The sequence below is a fragment of the Fodinibius salicampi genome (assembly GCF_039545095.1).
Classification (GTDB): domain Bacteria; phylum Bacteroidota; class Rhodothermia; order Balneolales; family Balneolaceae; genus Fodinibius; species Fodinibius salicampi.
Genome location: NZ_BAABRS010000001.1, coordinates 120,003 through 141,901 on the forward strand (window position 1 = coordinate 120,003; position 21,899 = coordinate 141,901).

Annotated in this window: 25 protein-coding genes and 1 tRNA gene; 13 read left to right on the plus strand and 13 right to left on the minus strand. The window is 41.3% G+C overall.

Annotation, left to right across the window (positions count from 1 at the left end; genetic code table 11):
* Positions 1 to 35: 35 nt before the first annotated feature.
* Positions 36 to 575: a hypothetical protein gene (locus ABEB05_RS00525; protein WP_265786530.1), complete on the minus strand. Its 540-nt coding sequence runs from the start codon at positions 573 to 575 to the stop codon at positions 36 to 38.
* Positions 576 to 721: 146 nt separating this feature from the next.
* Here ABEB05_RS00525 and ABEB05_RS00530 point away from each other — a divergent pair, with 146 nt between their 5' ends.
* The 5 genes from ABEB05_RS00530 (at position 722) to ABEB05_RS00550 (ending at position 5,912) form a co-directional block, all read left to right on the plus strand.
* Positions 722 to 1,480 (plus strand): DUF3108 domain-containing protein, encoded by a 759-nt coding sequence (locus ABEB05_RS00530; RefSeq protein ID WP_265786532.1) that lies wholly within the window; start codon positions 722 to 724, stop codon positions 1,478 to 1,480.
* 9 nt (positions 1,481 to 1,489) lie between these two features.
* Positions 1,490 to 1,933, plus strand: a complete 444-nt coding sequence (gene dut / locus ABEB05_RS00535; RefSeq protein ID WP_265786534.1) for a dUTP diphosphatase — start codon at positions 1,490 to 1,492, stop codon at positions 1,931 to 1,933.
* Between the two features lie 74 nt (positions 1,934 to 2,007).
* Positions 2,008 to 3,291, plus strand: a complete 1,284-nt coding sequence (locus ABEB05_RS00540) for an MFS transporter (protein ID WP_265786536.1) — start codon at positions 2,008 to 2,010, stop codon at positions 3,289 to 3,291.
* A 366-nt stretch (positions 3,292 to 3,657) separates the two neighbouring features.
* Entirely contained in the window at positions 3,658 to 4,725 is a 1,068-nt protein-coding gene (locus ABEB05_RS00545) for a cobalamin-dependent protein (protein ID WP_265786538.1), read from the plus strand.
* Entirely contained in the window at positions 4,722 to 5,912 is a 1,191-nt protein-coding gene (locus ABEB05_RS00550) for a sensor histidine kinase (protein WP_265786540.1), read from the plus strand. The genes ABEB05_RS00545 and ABEB05_RS00550 overlap by 4 nt, the downstream gene beginning before the upstream one ends.
* Positions 5,913 to 5,930: 18 nt before the next feature.
* On the opposite strand, the gene ABEB05_RS00555 is transcribed toward ABEB05_RS00550, so the two are convergent.
* The 3 genes from ABEB05_RS00555 to ABEB05_RS00565 all read right to left on the minus strand — a co-directional run bounded on the left by ABEB05_RS00555 (position 5,931) and on the right by ABEB05_RS00565 (position 9,698).
* A complete protein-coding gene (locus ABEB05_RS00555) occupies positions 5,931 to 6,839 on the minus strand; it encodes a sulfite exporter TauE/SafE family protein (RefSeq protein WP_345694219.1) in 909 nt (302 codons plus the stop codon).
* A gap of 468 nt (positions 6,840 to 7,307) precedes the next feature.
* Positions 7,308 to 8,876, minus strand: coding sequence for a sodium:solute symporter (locus tag ABEB05_RS00560; protein ID WP_265786544.1), 1,569 nt, complete (start codon positions 8,874 to 8,876; stop codon positions 7,308 to 7,310).
* A gap of 294 nt (positions 8,877 to 9,170) precedes the next feature.
* A complete protein-coding gene (locus ABEB05_RS00565) occupies positions 9,171 to 9,698 on the minus strand; it encodes a PH domain-containing protein (protein WP_265786546.1) in 528 nt (175 codons plus the stop codon).
* Between the two features lie 160 nt (positions 9,699 to 9,858).
* Here ABEB05_RS00565 and ccsA point away from each other — a divergent pair, with 160 nt between their 5' ends.
* The 7 genes from ccsA (at position 9,859) to ABEB05_RS00600 (ending at position 16,440) form a co-directional block, all read left to right on the plus strand.
* Positions 9,859 to 10,527: a cytochrome c biogenesis protein CcsA gene (ccsA, locus tag ABEB05_RS00570; protein ID WP_265786548.1), complete on the plus strand. Its 669-nt coding sequence runs from the start codon at positions 9,859 to 9,861 to the stop codon at positions 10,525 to 10,527.
* On the plus strand, positions 10,524 to 10,799 hold the full coding sequence (locus ABEB05_RS00575) for a hypothetical protein (RefSeq protein ID WP_265786550.1): 276 nt from the start codon (positions 10,524 to 10,526) through the stop codon (positions 10,797 to 10,799). The genes ccsA and ABEB05_RS00575 overlap by 4 nt, the downstream gene beginning before the upstream one ends.
* Positions 10,789 to 11,190 carry a cytochrome c maturation protein CcmE domain-containing protein gene (locus tag ABEB05_RS00580; protein WP_265786552.1) on the plus strand — a complete coding sequence of 134 codons (402 nt, stop codon included), beginning with the start codon at positions 10,789 to 10,791 and terminating at the stop codon, positions 11,188 to 11,190. The genes ABEB05_RS00575 and ABEB05_RS00580 overlap by 11 nt, the downstream gene beginning before the upstream one ends.
* A gap of 6 nt (positions 11,191 to 11,196) precedes the next feature.
* Positions 11,197 to 13,683 carry a heme lyase CcmF/NrfE family subunit gene (locus tag ABEB05_RS00585; RefSeq protein ID WP_265786554.1) on the plus strand — a complete coding sequence of 829 codons (2,487 nt, stop codon included), beginning with the start codon at positions 11,197 to 11,199 and terminating at the stop codon, positions 13,681 to 13,683.
* A gap of 23 nt (positions 13,684 to 13,706) precedes the next feature.
* The gene (truA, locus tag ABEB05_RS00590; protein WP_265786556.1) at positions 13,707 to 14,444 is read left to right on the plus strand and encodes a tRNA pseudouridine(38-40) synthase TruA; all 738 of its coding nucleotides are present in this window, start codon (positions 13,707 to 13,709) and stop codon (positions 14,442 to 14,444) included.
* An 83-nt stretch (positions 14,445 to 14,527) separates the two neighbouring features.
* Positions 14,528 to 14,602: transfer RNA gene (locus tag ABEB05_RS00595), tRNA-Asn, on the plus strand.
* 347 nt (positions 14,603 to 14,949) lie between these two features.
* A complete protein-coding gene (locus ABEB05_RS00600; RefSeq protein ID WP_265786558.1) occupies positions 14,950 to 16,440 on the plus strand; it encodes a formate/nitrite transporter family protein in 1,491 nt (496 codons plus the stop codon).
* A gap of 168 nt (positions 16,441 to 16,608) precedes the next feature.
* Here ABEB05_RS00600 and ABEB05_RS00605 read toward each other — a convergent pair whose 3' ends face one another.
* From ABEB05_RS00605 to ABEB05_RS00645, 9 genes are all read right to left on the minus strand, one after another.
* Positions 16,609 to 16,743: a hypothetical protein gene (locus ABEB05_RS00605; RefSeq protein ID WP_265786560.1), complete on the minus strand. Its 135-nt coding sequence runs from the start codon at positions 16,741 to 16,743 to the stop codon at positions 16,609 to 16,611.
* A gap of 22 nt (positions 16,744 to 16,765) precedes the next feature.
* Positions 16,766 to 16,945 carry an SHOCT domain-containing protein gene (locus tag ABEB05_RS00610; RefSeq protein ID WP_265786562.1) on the minus strand — a complete coding sequence of 60 codons (180 nt, stop codon included), beginning with the start codon at positions 16,943 to 16,945 and terminating at the stop codon, positions 16,766 to 16,768.
* 35 nt (positions 16,946 to 16,980) lie between these two features.
* Complete coding sequence (locus ABEB05_RS00615; protein ID WP_265786563.1) at positions 16,981 to 17,175, minus strand: hypothetical protein; 195 nt, start codon at positions 17,173 to 17,175, stop codon at positions 16,981 to 16,983.
* 102 nt (positions 17,176 to 17,277) lie between these two features.
* A complete protein-coding gene (locus ABEB05_RS00620; protein ID WP_425558395.1) occupies positions 17,278 to 17,637 on the minus strand; it encodes a P-II family nitrogen regulator in 360 nt (119 codons plus the stop codon).
* A gap of 287 nt (positions 17,638 to 17,924) precedes the next feature.
* The gene (locus tag ABEB05_RS00625) at positions 17,925 to 18,284 is read right to left on the minus strand and encodes a hypothetical protein (RefSeq protein ID WP_265786567.1); all 360 of its coding nucleotides are present in this window, start codon (positions 18,282 to 18,284) and stop codon (positions 17,925 to 17,927) included.
* Between the two features lie 5 nt (positions 18,285 to 18,289).
* Entirely contained in the window at positions 18,290 to 18,589 is a 300-nt protein-coding gene (locus tag ABEB05_RS00630) for a hypothetical protein (protein ID WP_265786569.1), read from the minus strand.
* Between the two features lie 751 nt (positions 18,590 to 19,340).
* On the minus strand, positions 19,341 to 19,586 hold the full coding sequence (locus ABEB05_RS00635; RefSeq protein WP_265786571.1) for a hypothetical protein: 246 nt from the start codon (positions 19,584 to 19,586) through the stop codon (positions 19,341 to 19,343).
* A gap of 104 nt (positions 19,587 to 19,690) precedes the next feature.
* Complete coding sequence (locus ABEB05_RS00640; RefSeq protein ID WP_345694220.1) at positions 19,691 to 20,524, minus strand: universal stress protein; 834 nt, start codon at positions 20,522 to 20,524, stop codon at positions 19,691 to 19,693.
* A 111-nt stretch (positions 20,525 to 20,635) separates the two neighbouring features.
* The gene (locus ABEB05_RS00645) at positions 20,636 to 21,130 is read right to left on the minus strand and encodes a BCAM0308 family protein (RefSeq protein ID WP_265786575.1); all 495 of its coding nucleotides are present in this window, start codon (positions 21,128 to 21,130) and stop codon (positions 20,636 to 20,638) included.
* 293 nt (positions 21,131 to 21,423) lie between these two features.
* Between ABEB05_RS00645 and ABEB05_RS00650 the strand changes: the two genes are divergently transcribed.
* Positions 21,424 to 21,894, plus strand: coding sequence for a hypothetical protein (locus tag ABEB05_RS00650; protein WP_265786577.1), 471 nt, complete (start codon positions 21,424 to 21,426; stop codon positions 21,892 to 21,894).
* The last annotated feature ends 5 nt before the right edge of the window (positions 21,895 to 21,899 follow it).

Genomic DNA, 21,899 nt, shown 5'->3' on the forward strand with positions numbered 1-21,899 from the left:
AAGGAAAGATAGGAGGAGCTCAGCTATTTAACAACTCATTGTCCACCCACTTGCACATCGCCATAACTGATTAAATTATCCCGTCCGTCATAAATGAGAATGCGATAGATGTTGGATGTAGACACGCCGGAATTATTGGCAAAATACCCGCTGTTTAAAAGGTAAGAGTCAAAACTAGCTAAATTCATAAATTCATCAATTGGTTGTAGTTCCAATTTTGGGTCATTGGGGTCAATTGCATAGAAGGACAACCTTTCTACCGTATCTATAGAAAACCCGAGATCAATATCAATACGGAAATTCTGATCGAATTGTACTGGATTGGGATAGGCTGGGGTCTGTATTGTAATTAGTCCTGCAAAATGGGGACTGACCCGCCAATCATTTCTATCCTTTTCCCCGCCTTCCGTAGGTTTTCCATGGACAGTCATTTCTGTTATTCCCGTAAAAGGCGGGTTGAACGCTTCATTTTCAAATTGTCGTTGCTCATCGCTTTTGGAACAGCTTAAAAGGAGCACGGAACTGCAAATGAGCAGAGCAAGTATCGAAAATGAATTGATGAACGATTTGTGCATGGAATACCTTCAATAATATTTCTAATTCTGGTTAATAATATCGAACTTTGGCTCCTTATTTAAAAATGAATCTTCAAGAAAGGTGCCCATTGATACAAACGTTTAAATATCCCTTGTTATGCTTTTTTGTTCTGACAATAGCTATTTTGGGCAGGGCAGAGGCACAACAATCATCCATAAGTTACGAACATCCCGAACGACCTCCATCCCTGCAGGAACTGTTGGAGTGGAAAGAGAAATTTACTTACGAAGTTCGGTACAGTTTTTTTAAGGTAGGAGAAGTAGAGACTGAAATTGTGAGGGATACTACATACGAGGGTAAGCGCCTATGGTGGTTGCGCACGGTTATCACATCCAATTCTTCCATTCCTTTCGTAGGAGAGGAAGAAAATCATTACAACACTTTTTTTGTTGAAACGGATACCCTGCCATATACCCGTTTATACTGGCGCGACAATGTGGACGAGGAAGAATACAATGCCGAGCGTTTTATTTTTAATTATGAGCAGGAAAAAGTATTTCTCTCGGAAAATGGAGAGCCTACCGATACCCTGGAATTGACAGAGCCCTCTACATCAGGGCAGTTGATTTTTATGTATAGCCGCTTGTTTGCCGGTACTGAAAAGGCGTATAGTTTACCGGTGTATCTGGAAGGTGAAAAGGGATATATAGATGTGATTAATAGTCGAAAAACTGAAATGCGGGAATACAAAGCTTTTCCCGAAGCAGTGACAACTTATTTTACCGAGGGCGATGCGAATATTGAAGGACCTTTTGGCTTTAGCGGAGAATTTAAGGCGTGGTATCGGGCGGATGATCTTCGCCTGCCACTTGAAGCTCATGCCAAAGTTTGGCTGGGTAATGTAAAAGTAAAACTTATAGATTATAAGAAAGAACGGAGATAGAGATAGAAAATGAAGATACAGTTTAAGAAACTACCTCATGCAAAAGATTTACCTCTTCCATCGTATGAATCAAAATATGCGGCTGGAATGGATATAAGAGCTGCTCTGGAAAAACCTGTTACATTAAAACCCGGAGAACGGGCACTCATTCCAACGGGATTAAAAATGGCGATGCCGGAAGGGTACGAAGCCCAAATGCGTCCCCGCAGCGGGTTGGCATACAGAAATGGGATTACCATGCTGAATACCCCGGGTACTATAGATGCCGATTATCGTGGGGAACTAAAGATGCTTGCTGTTAATTTCGGTGAGGAAGACTTCGAAATTAACCACGGAGATCGTATTGCTCAGATGATTATTGCACCGGTTATACAAGCCGAGGTACACGAAGTCGAAGACCTGTCCGATACAGAGCGAGGAGACGGCGGGTTTGGCAGTACAGGAGTGAAATAGCAATTAGTTAATAGTTAGTTTTTATTGGTAGGTGTTGCCAATTAACTAATACTAAATAACAGATAACTAAAGACTTGTTCGATAAAATACGTCCATATATCGACCTGGTTTCCCATAACCAAAACTATCGCCGGTTGTGGCTCAGCCAGATTGTATCCAATTTTGGCGACTGGTTCGGTATACTGGCCGTTTACGCCCTTATTACCCGTTACTCCGATTCCGAGTTTTTACTGGGACTGATAATCATCGTCAAGATGATGAGTCTGGCCAGCTTTTCACCTTTTGCCGGATACATTACCGATCGCTTTAATCGGCGTCGTATCATGATTGCCTGTGATCTGCTCCGGGCGGTTATAGTAGCGTGCCTTTTGCTGGTGGTTTCCTATGAAACCCTTTGGTTGGCTTATGTACTCACCGCACTGCAGATGATGCTCTCCGCAATCTTCGAGCCGGCCAAAACTTCTTCCATTCCAAATGTAACTACCAAAGAAGAACTGGTAGATGCCAACGTGTTATCGGCCGCCAGCTGGAGTATCATTTTTACTATTGGAATGGGGCTTGGGGGATTGGCGACCGCCTGGCTGGGTACCGACCTTGTTTTTATTATTGATTCGGGTACGTATGTCCTCTCTTCCTGGTTTATTTACCGGGCCGTTATCCCACAGGATGAAATGTCTGATGCTGAGCGAAAGCGAACTCGCAACCCGCTTATAGGCATTAAAGAAGGCTTCCGGTATTTAAAGGATAATCACCAGGTTTTACGACCCACTTTGGCTAAAGGATGCTTCACGATGTTTCTGGGCGCACTTACCTACATGCTAATACTGGTTTCCGAAGAAGTACTGATGATGGGAAGTATCGGGATCGGATCACTTTATTCCGCCCGCGGAGTGGGAACCGGCATAGGTCCTGTTATCGGCCGTCGTATATTTAGCGACGAACAGGATTGGGTACGGGCGATGGGCTATTGTATGATTTTTGGAGGATTAATGTATATGGTGGTAGGCTTGACGACCAGTTTAATAGTTATGCTTCTTTTTGTCTTTATCGCTCATGCCGCCTCCGGTGCTAATTGGGTAATGAGTACTGTTTTACTACAGCGACGTACGCCCGATACATTTCGGGGTAGAGTTTTCAGTACAGAATGGCTGCTGTTTACGCTGGCCCAATCTGTTTCTGTTATGGTGTCATCGTGGATTTTAGAAAATGACTGGTTGACAATACAGCAGACGATGATTGTTTTTGCTCTTCTTTTAAGTATAACAGGCATTATTTGGCATACTACCATAACTCAGGAGGAACAGGCCTTTCAGAAAGAACGCAGGGAAAACTTGACAGCAGCTCATGTAGCAGAATAAGGATGTCAGGTATAGTTCCGGATGTTTGAATAGCATATCGATAATTTTATGAGTACCTGTTTTTTACTGTTTTTATTTGGATATATATAAAAATATCGGATATTAAAGCTGCTTCAGGGTATTTTAAAGTATGTTTATATAGGTACAAAAGTACATCAGGCTCATATCTAAAAATAATTTATGGGGTTTACCGCTATCAGTAAGTTCGAAGTTAGGAATACTTTGGAAAATGAAGAGTTATTCCATTACTGGTACAGGCACTGTGGCAGTGAATCACACCCGTATATCCGCCGGGGATTAAAGCTTGTAAAGCGCAGCTTTTCTTTAGAGTATTTCAACCATATAACTTCTTAATTCTGAAATATCATGTCAGATTCAAATAGTTCTGTTGTACAGAGTTTGGAAGAACATAAGCAAGCGCTGGCGCAAATTATGACAGATCTCTATTTCAAGAATCATCCTGAGTTGGTAGAAGAATACGGTGAAAAAGCAAAAGAGAAATGCTATGAAGATGCGATTTATCACATTAATTATTTAGGTCAGGCTATTCGTGTTGACAGCCAAAAAATATTTAATAGTTATTTAGATTGGGCTCGTACAATGCTCAAAGAACGGGGCGAAGATGTAAATGATCTGATAGATAATATAAAGTTTTTAAAAAAGGCTATTTATCAAAGGATTCCCAGAGATGAAGCTTCTGAGCTAACTCTTTATATCGATCGGGGACTAGCCGTCTTACAGAATGAGGAGGTAAAAGAGCAATCATTTTTTCAATCTGGTGATCCATTAGTGGAAGAAGCCCAAACCTATCTTGACTTTTTATTATCAGGTAAACGTACAGAAGCTGGTGAATACATTGATAAGTTGGTAAAAGAGGGTGTTGCTATAAAGGATATTTATGAGCACATATTTCAAAAGAGTCAGTATGAAGTGGGAGCACTTTGGCAGTCCAATATAATTAGTGTGGCCCATGAACATTATTGTACGGCAGCAACCCAGCTTATAATGTCGCAGTTGTACCCCAAGATATTTTCCACGAAAAAGAAAGGATACAAGCTGGTAGCTTGCTCAGTGGCCGATGAACTACATGAAATAGGTATTCGCATGGTGGCCGACTTCTTTGAAATGGAAGGGTGGGATACCTACTATATGGGTGCCAATATGCCGGCACATAACCTGGTTAGCGCTATAAAAGAGTATGAAGCCGATGTCTTAGCCGTTTCGGTTACTATGCCACTTCATCTTGATAAAGCCGGTAAACTGATTAAAACTATCCGCTCCGATTCGGAAATTAACGACCTCAAAATACTGGTAGGCGGTTATCCATTTCGTATAGAACCTGAATTGTGGAAAAAGCTGGGAGCTGACGGATCAGCGACTTCTGCAAAAGAAGCTATCAAACTTGCAACAAAATTATCTACCCAAAAGTCATGAAACATATAGCTAAAGGAATCGCTTTACTTCTAGATGAAACGGGGTTGATTACAGAAGTTATACAGGATAACATGGCGTTTTTTGAAGATAAAAACCCATGTGGAGCTCCGCTTACCGCCTATTTGTATGATGATAGTGTCCAAAAAAGCTTTGAACTTATTTACAGGATAAAAAAAGAAGGGGCTGCGTTTGATTGGGAGATGCATGCCAGGGTAGGTGGAGGAAACCATTTTCTTACGTTTTCTGGTATTAAAATCGAGAACGGCATTATTATGGTTGGGACTACCAGCTCGGAAGACACCGAAACGTTTTTAAATGGACTAATGGAGATAAATAATGAGCAGCTTAATAAGCTGCGTTATTTTATAAAGAAGAAAGGGGGACAGGAAGCTAAAATTGGAAATGATTTTTCGATGTATAACAATATGTCCAGCCTTAATAATGAGCTGGCCAATACGAAGCGAAAACTGATCAAAAAGACAACAGAGTTGGAACGTATTAATAAGCTGAAAGATCAAATGCTGGGAATGGCTGCCCATGATCTGCGTAATCCCCTGTCAGTTATTCAAAATTATGCAGATTTTTTGATGGAAGATATACGAAAAGGAAGTGTCGGAAAAGAACAATACGAGCTGGCGAAAGAGATCAAAGAATCCAGTGAATATATGGTACAGATAGTGGAGGGCATGTTAGATATATCAGCGATAGAAAGCGGGAGCATTTCGCTTGACAGGGAAGATGTTGATTTACACAGACTCATTCAACGGGCGGTATCTCTCAATCGCCCCTCAGCGGAAAAGAAAAATATTCGTTTGGACATCAGTCTGTGTGATGAGTCTTGTGATAAGTTGATTGATTATCACAAATTTCAGCAAGTATTGAATAATTTGATTAGTAACGCTATTAAATACTCAGAAGCGAATACGACTACCACTGTTGGGATAGAAAAAGATGAAGAAGAAATAATTATTTACGTAGCTGATGAAGGGCAGGGGATACCAGAGGAAGACCGGCATAAATTGTTTCAACCCTTCGCTAAAATTGATGTAGAGGCCACTGCAGGTGAAAAGAGTACGGGCTTGGGATTGGCCATTACAAAAAAAATCGTAGAAGCCCACGGTGGCACAATAGATGTAAAAACAAAGGTAGGTGAAGGAACCACTTTTTACGTGCGCCTTCCCGGCTAATTTTTAAGTATCAGTTTTTTAGTTGAATGACCTCTTGTTGTAGCTGGATGTCAAAAAGAAGAAAACTGCTATACCTGATAAGAAAGTTAACAGTGAAATTGCGATTAGATAGCCGGATGGCCGGATGATAAAAAATGCAGCTACAAACTGAGCAATTATAATAATATAAAGCATAACTGCTATAGTAATACGGTTGATTTTGGTAATAAGATATGCCCCGAATGGGGCTCCAAGCATTACAAAGGGAATACATACCAGCCAATAATTGAATGCTTCGGTCTGCATATCACCAAGTAGAAAGATGTGTAACAGGGTGCCGACGATTGCATTCGAGGTCATCAGTACGACGGAAGTAGGGGTAGCTATTTTCTCTGATAGACCGTATTTCAATGTTACGAATGAAAAGGTGCAAATATCAATTCCATTACCAAATATTGCACTTAGGATGCCTCCAATTATACCTACTAATATCAGTTCCAATTGCTGATAATTCGATAAATCCGGCAATGTCATCCGAGTATCTCTTTTTCGGATGTGATTTATTACAAAAAGCGCAATTCCAAAGCTTAACCAAAACGAGACAAACATCATTTTAGCATAATCGGGTGGGACCAATGGCGCAATCCAGATAGTGCCAATAATGATACCGGCCAGCCCTCCGAAGCCTGAAAGAAGAAGGTATGTTTTTTCAATAGAAATTCTTTTTGCGAGAATCCACAGTGTGGCCGCTGTCATTCCGATACTTTGAATAGCAAGACTGAAATTACGGGCCACATCAGGGGAAATATTGAACACAAGTGTCATAACTGGATAGGCGATGGCTCCGCCGCCTTCGGAACTGGCGCCGGCAATAAACGACCCGAAGATCATGGTAACAGACATAAACCAATTATCCAGAAATAAGCTCCATTCCTGCATTTGGTACATGTACCCCAACCAAATGATGTACGTAACAAGTACAGGAAGACCAAACAGGAGTAAGGTTCTTCGCTCAGGAAAATATCCAGTGATGTTCAACTGTAAGCTCTAACTATGTACTGAAATTTAATAATTTTAGTTACCTAATGAACTGTTTATCTCTTATCTATGCAAATAATGCTTTAAATCCTTTGGCTTGGATGGATTAGTAAGTGAAAAATCAGATTATATTGTAAAATAACAAACGGATATTAACAGGATCCGAAGGAGAGGTGGTTCATTTAACGTTGTTAGATATTTGGGATTTTCTTGCCAACCTGATAACACCTAATGGAAAAAATATCTTTCTATGAAATGACATATGTAAAAATGAAAAACAAGAGGAGCATTTTCTTCTAAAACGGTATGAACTAAGTGGCTTCCTTCGTAATAAAACTATATGAGTATATCACATTTAAATCGCTACTGAAGAGTATATTACCGGAAGAGATAGACGATGAGAACAATAATAAAACAGACGAGGGCCCCGTAAAACTGATAGCTTCGGTACCATGGATTTTTTTTGCTCAGCGATAGCGTTCCGGTCAGCGAAAGTTGCCACACGCTGCCCGGAATGCTATGCTTTACTTTGTTTTTCGTAAAAATGCTGGTGATTATCATCACAGCCGAGCTGAAGATGAATATAATAGTGGCAGAATAGAGATAATGAATAGGAGGTACAAAATGATAAAAGTAGTTATTGATCATTAAGAATATTCCCATCAATCCACCTAAGATTAATGAATAGAAGGAGCTGTTTGCAGTAGCCTTGCTCCAAAATAAGCCAAATATAAAACACGTCACTACGGGCGGACTTATATAAGACAGCACCGCTTGTAAGTATTCCCAGAGCGTTGGGAATTGATTTATAAAAGGAGCCCATAATGAGGCAGCAAAAACGGCTACGAGGATAAATACTTTTCCTACCTTTATTAGGTGTTTCTGGCTGCTTCCGGGACGAACTTTTTTATAAAGATCTAGTGTGGCGATACTTGAAGCCGCGGTAAGTGCAGAATCGATACTCGACATCAGAGCCGCTACAAAACCCGTTAAGACAATCCCCAGGATACCGGCGGGTAGAAAGTCCAGCATCAGCTCTGGAAATATTAGGTTGGGGTTTGCTAGGTCTGGATAAATAATTCGTCCAAGTGTTGCAGGGAGGACAATAATAAATAACAGGGGCAGTTTAAGAGCCGCTGCAAAAATTACTCCTTTACGTCCGGCATCAATAGATTTTGCACCAAGTACGCGCTGAACCATATATTGGTTTGAACAGGCAAAGTAGAAACCAAGTATGGGCAGGCTAATCAAAAGGGTAGGCCAAGGAATGACCTCATCATCCAACGGACGGATAAGACTTAGAAATTCGGGAGCAATCTGTTGTTGGATTTCATTCCATGAACCGACCTCATTATATACAATGGCAGCAACCGCTATCGAACCGAATGTAAGCAGAATAGCCTGAATACTATCAGTTATTACAACGGCGCGAAGTCCTCCGGCTACCGTGTATAAGCCAGAGACCATAGCCATCCCTATAATAAAGACATAAAGGTCGATTTCCGGGAAAATACCTTTAAGAAAAAGACTGCTGGCATACAATGAACCGGCAATATCAATAAATACATTGATGGCGATAGAAATAAATGAAAAATAGGTGCGTGACCGGGAATCATACCTCCGTTCCAGGAATTCAGGCATGGTAATGAGCTGGTGCCTGAGATAATAGGGTACAATAAAGATAGCGAAAAGCACAAGGATGACGGAGCCTGTCCACTCATAATTAAAAACCGAAATACCGGTTTTATAGCCACTGCCGGCTAAGCCAATAATACTACTGATCGAGATATTGGTGGCGTAAAGGGAGAGTCCGATTAGCGGCCAGCTTAGGGTATGATCAGCTAAGAAGAAATCATCCGTCGTGTTATGAGTTTGGGCTTCCTGAAATCCCCTCCAGGTTATAAACAGGAGATATAATGCAATGATTGTAAGATCTAGAGCTGACAATATTAAATGCTTTAAGCGTAATTAGATACAGAAAGGAAGCCTGAATTTTAATTTCATAAAAAGCAACCTTACGAAAAGCCATTGTTAAATGAAAGTCTGAGGCAGACTTTGCTCAAATTTCAGCCTTTTATATTGGGTTAGCTGCTTCTATGAAATTTCTTGTGGAGAAGTTTTATTATTCTAGAAGCACAATCAGCAATTGGAAAGAAGTTGTTGAGTCGGGTAATTTCAAAACATGTAAAAAAGAAACCGACGTTGTGATAAAGTGATCAAATCTGGAAGACAGACTGTTTGTTACTCAAAGTGTTTGCGTTCTTTTTCAAACTCTTCGTTGGATACCAAGCCCTGTTGCCAAAGACCCGTCAGGTAGTCCATACGATCTTTAGTTCCCGGTTTCGTATCGGGTTCCGGTGTTTTTGTTTGTTTTTGTTGTTTCTGGAGTCTCTTTTGCTCAGCTATAGCCCGATCCAGCAGTCCCTTGAGGTTATAGGGATTTTCCATCCCATATAGCGTCATGGAGGTGGCGGAAGTGTGAAGCTCGAGGTCACCCACGTTTAGTTTCGCTTGCAGCCAGTTTTGTTGGACCTCAACCTTGTCTATATTTACGAGATCGACATTGCGCTGGTATTGACTGTCCCGCGAACTTATTTGGGTATCAGAAACGCGGTAGGTGATACGTTTCTGTCTTTTATAGACCCAATACAATCCCAGGAGTCCGATCCCAAACAAGGGGATAAGAAGCACGGAAAGTGCATAGCCCAGAAAATGATTTTTCCAACTGATACCCAGCGTTATAACCTTATCTTTCGATTGATCAGCCATAGTAAAAGAACCTGCTTTTAAAAGAATATTGTATAGAGTGTAAAGGTAGGTAAAATTTGGAAAATTCTAAGGTGAAAGGACTAAGTTTTCCAAAACAGATTTCGTATATTACCACGCTATAATAATACTCTGCTGTATGTGGGCAAAATTTTAGTAATTAATGAGTTTGAAACCCTGGAAATATATTGTTGCTGTATGGCTGACGGTTGTTATTGCAGCCGGCTTTCTGATTCCTATTCCTGAAATTGATATTTTACAGGAATCAGCCCGCAACCTCTTTCTGCATGTGCCCATGTGGTTTACCATGGCTGTCTGTTTTGCCGGGGGATTTATTTATAGCATTAAATATTTGAACAACCCTGATCCTGCAACAGACTTTAAAGCTGAGTCTTTGACACAGGTGGGACTATTATTTGGTATCTGTGGCTTGATTACCGGCTCAATATGGGCACGGTTTACCTGGGGTTCCTGGTGGACTTTTGCCGAACCGCGCATGAATCTGTCTGCGCTGGCAATGATGATATATGTAGCCTATTTTGTGCTCCGAACGGCTTTTGATAATCCTGAACAGCGGGCCAAGATAGCTGCAGTTTTTAATGTTTTTGCGGCTACGACCATACCTTTTTTACTTTATATAATACCGCGTCAGCTACCCAGTCTGCATCCGGGAGCGGAGGGCAACCCCGCTTTTAGTGAAATTACAGCCCCGGAACTGCGATACGTCTTTTATCCTGCAGTTATAGGGTTTGTAGCCCTTTCGATTTGGCTGTACGATATTTTGTATCGCTACAAGAAAGTAAAGTATCAACTTGAACAACAACGAGCATGACTTTTTTACCTATTCAAACACAAGAAGATACGGTTGCAACCGTTGATACTCTTTCGGAGTCGTATGAAGGCTGGGAAGGTACCGCCGGTTTTGAAGATGCCAGCATGTTTATTCAGGCGGCGGCTTCGTACGATCTTATTTTTATTGTTCTGGGCGTAAGCCTGATTATTTGGTTTATCCTTCTTTTCTTTATTATTCGGGTTGATAAGAAAGTAGGAAGACTGGAAGACGAAATTCAACAATCCCAAAACTCTTCTTCTCATGAAACCTAAGTTGATTCTTGGCATTATCGCCATCGTTGGTTTTACATCGTTATTGATGTACAACTTCGGAAACAGCATCAGTACCTACGTTAATTTTGAACAGGCCGTAGAAATGAATAATGCCCATGTAGTTGGCAGCTGGGATGATTCCAAAGATTATGGTTTCTCCATGGAGTCTAAACAGTTTTCATTCTATATGGAAGATGAGGATGGAAATATACGTCGTGTGGTATATCCCAAAGCTAAGCCTAATAACTTCGAAGAGGCCGATCAGCTAGTGGTAATCGGTGAGATGCAGGGTGAAGTTTTTTATGCCGATGAAATGCTGATGAAGTGCCCCTCCAAGTATAATAATGCTGATGAGGCGGAATTTGAAAAGGCAATGCCTGCTAACAGTTAATATTTTATGATTAAGTTTTTCGGAGAGTTTTTTGTCAATGCGGCTTTTTTGACCTCAATTCTGGCCGCTATTGGCTACTTTGTGTATTCCCAAAGAGAGGAGAAACGGTATCTGAAGGTCTCTAACTGGTTGTTTGGTATTCAGGGCCTTTTTTTGCTGGTGGCTTCAGGTTTGCTACTCTATATTATTCTTACCCATCAGTTTAATTTTTATTATGTATATAATTATACCAGCAGCGACCTACAGCTAAGATACCTTATTTCAGCCTTTTGGGGTGGACAGGAGGGAAGTTTCATGCTCTGGATCCTGTTCTCTATCTTTATTGGGTTCGGACTGATGAAATGGGCCCGTGAACCTTATAGAGGTCCCGTACTTTTCTTCTTAACATTGACTCAGGTTTTCCTTTTTTCAATGATCGCCGGTATCCCATTTGGGGACTTTACACTGGGAGCATCCCCATTCCGGACGCTGGCAGAAGCCATGCCTAATGCACCTTTTTTACAGTCTAATCCTGATTTCGTACCCCAGGATGGAAAGGGACTCAATGACCTGTTAAAGAGTCCCTGGATGATGATTCATCCCCCTATCCTTTTTGTCGGTTTTGCGATGATGACCGTGCCTTACTGTTTTGCAATGGCGGCTCTGTGGAAACGCAAGTACAACGAGTGGGTTGGTCCCGCTTTGCCGTGGACGCTCGGCGCAAATGTGGCATTGTTAACCGCTATTTTTTTGGGCGGATACTGGGCATATGTGACGCTTTCCTTTGGCGGTTATTGGGCTTGGGATCCGGTAGAGAATGCTTCCTTTGTTCCCTGGCTGCTTGGCACAGCGGGCATCCATACCATGATTATCCAGCGAAAGAGCTCAACGTCTCAAAAGGCTTCCATTGTTTTTGCGATACTGGCTTATGTAGCCATTGTATATGAAACTTTTTTAACCCGTTCGGGCGTATTGTCCGATTCTTCAGTCCACAGCTTTGTTGATTTGGGGCTGTATAATCAGCTGGTCGTTTTTATGGCGGCTGTAACGTTTATAGGATTAGGACTTTTTATCTACCGGTACAAAGAATTGCCCAAGCAGGAAAAGGAGTCGAAGCTGCTTAGCCGGGAATTTATGACCTTTGCAGGCGCGATGATGCTGTTTCTCATCGGTTTGGTCATTATTCTTGGAACGAGTTCCCCTATTATCGGTCGACTATTCGTAGATAATCCTACCCCGCCGGAAGTCAGTTTCTATAATGATTGGACCATGCCGATGGCTATGATTGCAGCCATAATGACGGTATTGGGTCAGTATCTCTTTTGGAAGCGACAGGATGGGGAATCTCTTGCCCATGATCTCACGCTGCCGGTTGCGCTGACCTGCGTGGTCACTTTAGTCAGTATCTTTATGGGGGAAGTGCGTAACTTATATTATATGCTCTTTTTACTGACGGCCTGGTTTGCCGTAATAGGTAACGTTATCATTATGATTCGGCTGGCCAGAAAGAAACCAATGCTTATTGGCGGGACCCTTTCACATGTGGGGTTTGGAGTGCTTTTGCTGGGTATTTTGGCTTCTTCAGCCTATAATGCTAATCTTCTGGATGATGCCACCAAGAGATATAATGCTGCGATTAAAAATGGAGAAATCACGGACGAGCAGGGATTCCGGAAAACCCAAACCGTTGACTTTTTGGAATTGGAGCTTAATGAACCCAAAGTAATTAATGATAAATACCGGGTTACTTACGAAGGATATACATTAAAAAACCAGGAGCGACCGGGTCAGCAGGAATATAAAATTAAGTTTGAACCAGCTGGTGGCGAAGGGCAGCAGTTTACGTTAAATCCGCAGGTATATCCTATGTTGAGCTCGTCGACTGCCCAGGAGATCCAATGGTCGGTGGATCCGGATGTACGCAGCGGTTTATTTAGTGATATTTATCTGTATGTATCGGGAAGTTCTTTTGTAGAAAGAAAGAATGAACAGGCCAAACAGCAGGGAAATAATACAGCATCGGCTTCCGGAGGCATGGAGGATAGCGTGGCTGTCCAGAAAATTAAATTAGAGCGAGGAGACAGTACCTCCGTAGGTCCCTTTGATATTGTCTTGCGGGATTACCGGCAGGTTGAGGACCAGCAGCTTCAGGACAGTACCGTTGTGGCGGTACGAGCCTATATTGATATAGCCCAACGGGGCAGTGATAACAGTAGAGTTATTGATCCCCTTTATTCCATATATGTGGAGAACGGCCAAAACTGGTCGTATGCGCCCCCACAACAGATACCCGAGTATAATGGTACCGTGCAGTTCAGCAGTATCGATCCTACAACCGGTGAGGTAGAACTTACTTTCCGGGGAGTAAAGGAAGAGGTTGAGGAAGAGTGGGTGCTGTTGGTAGCAGAGGAAAAGCCGTTCATTTCGATCGTTTGGTTTGGAACATTCCTGTTGATGGGAGGATTCAGCATATCCATCTTCCGGCATTGGGATAGAGAACGAAAGAAAAGTTAGCATTTGGATAGGAATAAGAACAAATGCCGCGTTATAAGTTAATTATTGAGTATCTGGGAACTGCTTATAGCGGTTGGCAAAAGCAACCGAATGCGGTGACAGTCGAAGAAACAATAGAGTCGGCCTTGGAGCGCATTACAGGTGAGCCGGTCGATATTATTGGTCAGGGCCGAACCGACAGCGGAGTCCATGCCGAAGCCCAAACAGCCCACGTTGATTTTCCGGAACCCATAGACAAGGATGAGCTTCTTTATGCTCTGGTAGGAGTACTTCCAAAAGATGTTGCGGTGTGGGATATGGAAAAGGTTTCTCTTGATTTTCACGCCCGTTTCGATGCAACTTATCGCCGATATCGCTACTGTATTGCCCGTCGGCCCCGTCCATTGTTTAAAGATACGACGACCACTGAATTTCGTGAACTGGATATAGAAGCCATGAACTATTGTGCTGATTTAATTGAAGGCACACATAATTTTGATAGCTTCACCAAACCAGATAATCAAAATCCCAGTTCGGAATGCGAGGTAAGTCATTCTACTCTCGAAGAATCAGAGGGTACGTTAATATATCGGATACAAGCTAACCGCTTTGTACGCCACTTGGTACGGCGGTTAGTGGGGACGATGCTACAGGTTGGTTTGGGAAAGCGTCCAGTAGAGGAGTTTGAGGATATGTTGTTGAATCCAAGTAAACATAAAAACGGACACGGGGCCCCGGCCATGGGTTTAATCCTGGAAAAGGTTGGATATAAAAAAGTTTGAAAAAGACCTTGACTTGAGTGAATATAAATAATTATATTTGTGCTCTGTTAAAAGCGGTTGAAATTTATACTGTTATCACATAATCCTCGGTAGCTCAGCGGCAGAGCAATCGGCTGTTAACCGATCGGTCGTAGGTTCGAATCCTACCCGGGGAGCCAGGCATCCCTGAAGTGCGAACTTGGACTTTTCCAGGTTCGCACTTTTTTATTTCAGTCCATTCTGCTTCCAGCTTTTTGTCAGCTAAAAAGTTGATCTCAATATCCCCAGTGTTATCATTGTCCACGTGAGAAATCAATGACTGTATTACTGTTTTCATCAGGTCTTCTCTCAGAATAGAATGTAAAATTATCAATGTTAATTGCACGTGCACCAGATTAGCGATACCTTAAGTACATATGATCCTTCCCCAAGATACCCGATTTTATAACTATTCTTGAAATCCTTGTAAAGAAAAGAAGTGGGAGAATGGGATTTCATTTTTTTCGATTAATTCTATAAGAATCGTATGGAGACAGACAGTATTAAAGAACAAATTGACCAGTCCCAAAGTGGTGCTCCAGCAGGAGGACGGGCTGTACGTGATATATTTTCAACAGATGAAATTTTTCATCGCATTGTAGCCACAGCTGATGAGGATTTTAGCCGTTCTACTCGTCTTCTTTTTTTGAGTGGCTTGGCTGCAGGATTGTCCATTGGTCTTACGTTTGTAGCTCGTTCTGCGATGACGAGTGCTGTAGGGCCAGAGTCTTCTTTGTTCCTTGGAAACATGTTATACCCACTGGGATTTATACTAATTGTAGCCGGTAAATATCAGCTGTTTACCGAAAATACGCTTACTCCGGTTACGCATGTGCTCACGCGGATTGCCAGCATACCGGCGCTAATGCGAGTTTGGGGCGTTGTGCTATTTGCAAATGTAGTAGGTGCAGGGGCCTTGGCATATGTATTGGCCAATACTGGGATCTTTGCAGCCGAAGTTGCCGAAGTGGCCCGGGGCTTTGGAGAACACGCCCTGAGTGTATCCTGGCATGATCTGTTCTGGAAAGGCGTATTAGCCGGATGGATTGTAGCCTCGATGGTATGGCTGACCCACGCCGTAAGAGATGCTATGGCTCGTATCGCTATTGTTTTTATCCTTATGTATCTCATTCCTATAGCTGATTTATTCCATTGTATTATTGGTGCGTGTGAGGTGCTTTATTTGATTTTCCAGGGATTAGCAGGATGGGGCGAGTTCGGATATTTCTTTTCCGCAGTTACGCTTGGTAATACAGTGGGTGGAGTAATATTGGTGGCTATGCTTAATTATTCGCAAACACGGCAGAGTCGCTTTCCTGATAGGGACTGTGGTCAGTTAGAGCTTACATGGAAAGAATGGCTATTTGGTCGTAATACAATATTGCCGGATTTTATTCGTCGCCCGCATTCCAATCATGATCAGAAAGAAGAAACGGAGGATACACTGCAGCCCCCTGTCATTGAAGAAGACCATCAGCGTGGAAACCCGGATGCGGAAATTACTCTCTTACAGTATGGGGATTATGAGTGTGAAACCAGTCTTAGAATCTATAAGATGGTAGATAATATAATGCAGGATGAAGATGGGGACATCCGATATATTTATCGTCACCTTCCGCTTAGCCGACGACATCCGCATGCCGAAAACGCGGGCATGGCGGCAGAGGCGGCTGCCGACCAAGGCAAATTTTGGGAAATGCATGACGAACTGTTTGACCATCAAAATCATCTGGAAGATGAAAACCTGCTGAAATGTGCCCGTCACATAAATCTGGATACTGAACGATTTCAAAAAGAAATGTATGCCGAAAAAAACAGGAAGCGCGTGCTGGAGGACCGGCGCTCCGGAGTACGTAGTGGAGTGAGCGATACTAATAATCTGTTTATCAATGGGCAGCGATTCGACAAAGCGATGGAAAAAGAGAACATTCAGCGGGAAATTGAGCGCATCAAAATGACGTTGACATCCGAAGTATAGAATGCATAGTTCTATGGCAATTCTCTGTGGTGATTAATAGTTTGTATGATAATAGTGATGTTGGGATTAAGAACATGCTGGCGTTTTTTTGAGGAGTATTGATTGCAAATACTGGATTCCTCAATGGATCTGAATTAGTCTTCCTACAGTTTAGTGAGCTCGATACAATCAATAAACAACGTACAACGTACTATTCCTATCAATTTTAATTCCCACACTTCCGGCTTTAGGTGCATCGCCGTGCCCGTGTACGACCATCTCCTTGTTGATGTATCCCCGAAAATGAGTGCTATTGGTGACCATCCTCAATAATGCGTTTCTGTTCTTAATAATCTTCCTTTTCAATTTCCCCTCGCGCAAATCTTTTTTTCAAAATATCCAGAGGATCTTCACGGGAATTATAAGAACGATAGGGCAGGGTATTAAATACAATGAATAATATGATTAGCGTTACTACGATCCACCAGACCGAGTGCATCCTGATAAAGTGATGATCATAAAACATGGTCCTTATTTTTTTCGGTCAATATTTGTGCATCATTAATTGTGATGCTGTTGATGTTTATTCCCTTTCTTTGATTCTTTGTTCATCATTCCTGTTTGATCCATCATGTCTCCCTGCATCATCTCCTGCATTTGCTGTTTCTTCTCACCCATATCTCCTTGTTTTTGCTGAGCAAATGTTGTTCCGGCCATTAAAAGAGTAATTGAGAGCGTAAGGATTAAACGTTTCATAGTAGCCACCTAGAATTTTCTATTGATTAGATTAACACTGATTGAATTTTTCTGTTCCCAATGTAATGATTGCTAACTTAAAGCAACCTTACATTGTTGCCGTTAATTGAGAATATCTGATCCCTGTTCATCATCTGGTATTCGGATAGCCTGTTCAATGGGAGTGACAAAAACAATACAGTCTCCTTTTCGTCCGGTATGTCCGTGTTTTTGGATCGTTTGAACTATTGACTCTATATCTTCTGATTCCGCTGCCATTTCCAATTTTACTACATGCGTATGCATAGCGGGAAAATTCAGAGAGCCATGTTTATTCTTTGAATCAGTGTATCGGACTGTTCCTTCGCCCTCAAAGACCGTCATTGAGCAATGCCCTCTATTTTCGAAGTTCTGTGTAGACATCTTCAAGTAACATACGTTTGATATTATGATAATACCTTCGAAACCCAAGCACGAGAACAATCAAATTTACGAGCAATATCAGCTTGTGTATCTACCTTTCCAGAGGCCAACAAGGTCTGGAAGATTTCTCTTTGCTCTTCTCTACTTTTGGTCTTTTTCTTGGACTTTCGGTTAACAGAATTAACCGTTTTGTATTTGTTCGCATTGTCCCAATTTGGGTACTCTTCGGCCAATTTTTCGTAGTGAATTTCATATTTTATTCCTTTTGGACCCCTGTTAACAGATCTGAGAGGCATTATTGCGGTAAAAAGTGTTCGCATTTCAGGGACTCGCGGGGAGCCATCACATTATGAAGTGCGAACTGATAGGTCTTTTTGCTTATCAGTGTCGCACTTTTTTATTTCAGCCCATTCTGCTTCCAGCTTTTTGTCAGCTAAAAAGTTGATCTCAATATCCCCGGTGTTATCATTATCCACGTGTGAAATTAATGACTGGATCACTGTTTTCATCAGGTCTTCTCTCACTCTGCTGTCAGACTTATCCCATAGTTTTATAAACTCATTGAGAATCGTTTTATAGGTATCATCATCTATCACTTTCCGGTTTTCAGGGGGATATCCTCCCAACCAATGTCCTTGTTTAGCAGTCTCTTTTCTTTTTTCACGAGTTCTTGCAACGTTCATCTCCCGCTCAAATTCAGCGAACATAACCATTATATTTTGAAAACTTTGTAGTTGTTTTCACTCCCTGTATTTTTCAAATCTTCCTTTTGTGAGGATTTCTTCTTATAGGTGAGCACGCAGAACATTTTTTGTCCATCGGAGCTCAACGCATATTGGTCGCCATCGAACTGATAGCCGTTGAGTAGATCTGAGGCGATCGTCAGCACATTGACCGCAAAATCATAGTGATTAAGCGGCGTATAGGTTTTAGTTTTGGGCGGTTCCGGTACAGCTAGAATTTGCTCCAGCGAGCATCTTTCGGATCCACACTGTATTAATAATCCTTTCATAGTATTCTCCTTTTGTAATTGTTTAAAATTGGATATAAAGCTGGTAAAGGGGCAAATGCTTAGATTGGGTGTTTGGCAAGAAGGGCCTAAAAACAAAAAGACCGCCTGTTAGGAGCGATCTTTGTTGTTGTCTTCAGGATTTTCTCCCAAAAAAATAGTTGATAAAACAGCTTCGAGAAAATCGATACCTGTTCGTAATATCTCTTTCATGATCGTTTACCTCCGGTGATTATGATGACAATCACCTTTATGATTAACTTTTTTAAGATGGGCATAAGTCGGGTTGGGATTGACGTTAATAAAGCCCAGCTGTTGTATAGCCTTGCTTCACTATTCTTATACCAAGAAATGGAGGAAAATTTGATATAGAGGTTATTGAGGGGGGATGCCAAAGGTTGAACAATTTAAATTGGAATGGTTCTTTCTTTTATTTAAAAAAGGGGCTGCCCTTTTACTAATGAAAAGGATAGCTTAACAACTTTGATTCCATATTAACCCTACTAATAACCTTTCATTCATAGCGCTATGGCTAAATGTAATTTTGATATTGACTATTCACAAGAAATGAATTAGGCTAAAAACATCATCACTTATGAGATCACCAGCAATAACGAAGACATTCAGACTAATGATGATACCGCGGTGTTCTCGATCTCAGTGCCGGGCGGCGAGGTTACAGGTAGTATGGCATTTGAAGACAATCTCAGTTAGTATGTAGTCTTTCCTGAAAAGTTAAAATTTACAGCTATTATCAATGGTGTGATAGTATGTCTATTTCTGCCTCCAAATAGAGTTGTCCGTCTTCGACAATAATTTCACAGTCCAAGACTTCGAATATTTCCTTTTTATGCAAGGGCAGATCAGGATGTGATATGGGAAGTGGACTTTCAGATGGTGATCCCCCTTCGTTTTCCCACCGATTGACCTCTTCCGGGTCAAAATCAGTGACTATATTGTGTTCAATTTTGACTTTTATACGCGGATTTGTTGACTTCATAATGATTGTAATATTCTTATTTCAAGTTTGTTGGTCAGCTCAGGAGAGTTATGTAAGATGCTGGATCAATCACATATACACCATTTTATTATTGATAACAGTACTTATTTGTTTTTTTGACCGGGCAAAACCAAGAGTGGAGCTTGAATATAATAGCTCATATCTTTTGACTGTTTTTTCTGTCCGATCAGAGAAAATGGTTTACTATAACGGATCATAACAACTAATGACATATTATGTCTTTCTATTTGATTAGCCACTCCTTCAAAAAAAGTGATCGATTTTTCCTCTTCGAAATCAATATTTTCGTATGATATGGATTCTTTAACTAGCTCCTTGAACCCATAGAACATGCATTTAGTTTTGAGAGTACTTTCAAGAGCTGTATGAAATACTCTGATTCTTGATTTAAAGAGCTTAGCCAGCTCGACTGTATATTGTAGCGCTTCCAAGTCTCCATCATGGTAATCAGTAGTAAATAAAATTTGATCAAAGCCGGTTACAGGGGCATTTTTAGGAATTGCCAATACAGGTATTTTTGACTCCTGAATGACTTCTGCTGTAGTGCTTCCAAAAAGTAGTTTTTCCAATCCGGTTCTTCCTTTTGTGCCCATTACAATGAGGTCGGATTCAAACGACTGACCAGCCTCTAAAATAGTATTTATCGCCCGTCCCGTTTGGATGTGGGTTTTAATAGGTATATCGGAGTAGATTTCATCTTCATTTATTTCCTGCAGTAATTCTGCAAAAAGCCTTTTGACTTTATTTGTCACCCCTTCTTTTATTTCCTGGGCGAGGGGAGCAAAATCATAGGGTTCTTCAATAGAATGAAGAATATGAATTGTAGCTCTGGTCTTTTTAGCAATATTCAGGGCAAAGGGTAAAGCCTGTCGGGTATTAAGCGAAAAATCAGTTGGGAATAGTATATTGTTAATCATTGTGTCCATGTCCTACTAAATTATTTTAAAATTAGAAATTTTGATGTTAGCCAGATGCAAATAGTGAGAGCAATGAGATCTATCCGGCATATGTAGGGTTTTTGTGTATTCTTATATATCTCGTTGCCAGAATACCCTGATCAGATGCTCATCGTCATAATTATAATTTAGATATCCTTCATAGGCCTTAACCAGGGAATCTCCGATTCTTCGTGCCAGATGAATACCGGTAGTTGTTATAATCGTTTTATCCTTCTTTTCGCTAATATTAATAAATCGCTCAAGTGGATGTTCGGAGATTTCCATGTCCTTGATATTATGGATCATATTCATGATTTCGTCTCGATGGTCATCGAAAAAAGTCCCCTGAAGCTGAATAAGTCCCGCAGGATAATTATCCTCAGTGCGCTGACAGGCCGGACAGGTTACCTCTGACGCCTCTTCCGGGATATCATCCCAGGTCCACCGTCCATTTGTATAGAGCGAACCGCAAACCGAACAAATGGTAGGGTCAGGATGTTTTTTATTTGTTCGGTAGGCATCATGCCTTTGATTATCGAATATTCGTGTTCGTTCCTGTTTAAAATTGGTATCAATATTTTTCATTAGAGATAATGTTAAATGAAAAAGAGAATCATCTTCTGCTGTTAGTATATATATGTTGTTATGATCATTATTTCACTCATAGAATAGCTTTTTTAGAAAGAGTGTAACGTAAGTATTGTTCGTTTAGGTCTGTGAGGGAAAATACTGCAAAGAGTAGCCTGTCGTAGATTACCCTACAGTCAAAACGTATAGTTGAACTACAAAAAGTCTGGGAAAGATGGCTACAAATACTCTTTGTTTAAAAGCAGAAATTTTATTGTTAGTAAAAATCTCAATAAAATAGAATTGGTGTTATGAAGATGCTCAAAGGATTAATTGGCCTGATTGTCGGAGTATTGATGCTGGGAAATATAACCTTGGCCCAGCAACAGTCTCAGCAGAAAATGATGCAGCAGCAGATGAAGGAAATGCAAGATATGAATCAGCGTATGAACCAGATGAATGAACGTGTTCATATGATGAATCAAGAGATGTCGCGCATGATGAAAAAGACGCAAAATGAACAGATGCAGAACCAGTACCAGATGATGCATCGAATGGGCGAACAGGTTGGGCTCATGCTTGGTAATATGAAAAATGCAGCCGAACGCTGCAACCTTATGCTACAAGATCGTCAAATGATGCAGGATGGTGAGATGAGAAAGGATATGGATCAGGTTCGCCAGCATATGCAAGAGATGACCGGCCAGCTTGAAGAAACGGTACAAACGATGGAGCGGATGACCAAAAGACTGCGAGAACATCAGCCGGACCAGCAAAATTAAACCTT